General features: G+C 53.6%; 2 protein-coding genes and 1 pseudogene. All 3 read left to right on the forward strand.

The genetic code is table 11. The features are described from left to right. Positions 1 to 269: 269 nt before the first annotated feature. Positions 270 to 524 carry a type II toxin-antitoxin system HicA family toxin gene (locus H9Q16_RS20480; RefSeq protein ID WP_191077339.1) on the forward strand — a complete coding sequence of 85 codons (255 nt, stop codon included), beginning with the start codon at positions 270 to 272 and terminating at the stop codon, positions 522 to 524. Next, positions 521 to 853, forward strand: a complete 333-nt coding sequence (locus H9Q16_RS20485; RefSeq protein ID WP_191077340.1) for a type II toxin-antitoxin system HicB family antitoxin — start codon at positions 521 to 523, stop codon at positions 851 to 853. The genes H9Q16_RS20480 and H9Q16_RS20485 overlap by 4 nt, the downstream gene beginning before the upstream one ends. A 210-nt stretch (positions 854 to 1,063) precedes the next feature. Continuing rightward, positions 1,064 to 1,135, forward strand: a pseudogene (locus tag H9Q16_RS20965) (IS6 family transposase); the annotation flags it as partial.

The raw sequence follows: 1,135 nt of genomic DNA on the forward strand, positions 1-1,135 counted from the left end.
CTACATCGAGATGTTTTACAACCCGACCCGCAAACACACGAACAACGGCATGCTGTCACCGGTTGACTATGAAATGAAACAACAGAAAATGAACGAGGCAGGCGTCTAGGAAACTAGGGGCACCTCAAAGCTCAGAAGCGCGAAAGTGGCCAAGCCAACCGATTAATGCAACAGTCCCCCTTTGCGCGATGCATCACCTCCAAACCAAAAAGATACTAAGAAAAAAGATTTGTGCTTGCAATATGTGATAGCATCTCTTATATGAACTGATGAACAGCAAACACCGCAAGACTCTGGCCGTTGTCTTCAGAGACCCAGTGTCAGGAACTATCGAATGGTCAGCGGTCGAGAGTTTGCTTGTCGCTGCTGGCGCACAAGTGGTCGAAGGACGCGGCTCGCGGGTGCGGTTCGAAAAGGATGGCGAGGTCGAGACGTTTCATCGCCCACACCCCGCCAAGGAAGCCAAGCGGTATCAAGTTCGTGCTGCTCGCGCGTTTTTGGAACGGATCGGAGTGACGCCATGACAAACTCTATGACCTACAAGGGTTACTCGGCCCGTATCGAGTATGACGACGACGATGGAATTTTCACGGGGCGCATTGCGGGTATCCGCGACGGTGTTGGTTTTCATGCCGACACTGTTGAAGGGTTGCGGGAGGCCTTTCATGAGGCGGTAGAAGACTACATCGAAACCTGTGCAAAAGTTGGGAAAGACCCACAGAAGGCTTTTTCCGGCCAAGTTATGTTCCGCGTCGATCCAGAGGTTCACCGCAAGGCGGCACTCGCAGCCGAACTGTCAGGCAAGAGCCTGAACCAATGGGCGGAAGAGGTTCTGGACCGGGCGACAGGGTAGGGCCTTTACCGGATCGGCGAAGGAATTAGCCGCCGCTGTGGAGTTGGCCATTATCGGACTCCAACTCCAGCCATCAGATATCATTGCATCATCCAAACCGGACACCGAACAGCCCGCCAGTGTCGATCTCGTCGGTCAATCGGGTAGCATTGACCGGGACTGTTGCATTAATCGGTTGGCTTGGCCACTTTCGCGCTTTTGAGGTTGGACATGCCGCGTAAATCCCCGTTCAAGCATCATCGCTTTCCGCGTGAGATCATCTTGTGTGCTGTGCGTTGGTAC

The organism is Sulfitobacter aestuariivivens, assembly GCF_014763045.1.
Lineage (GTDB): Bacteria > Pseudomonadota > Alphaproteobacteria > Rhodobacterales > Rhodobacteraceae > Sulfitobacter > Sulfitobacter aestuariivivens.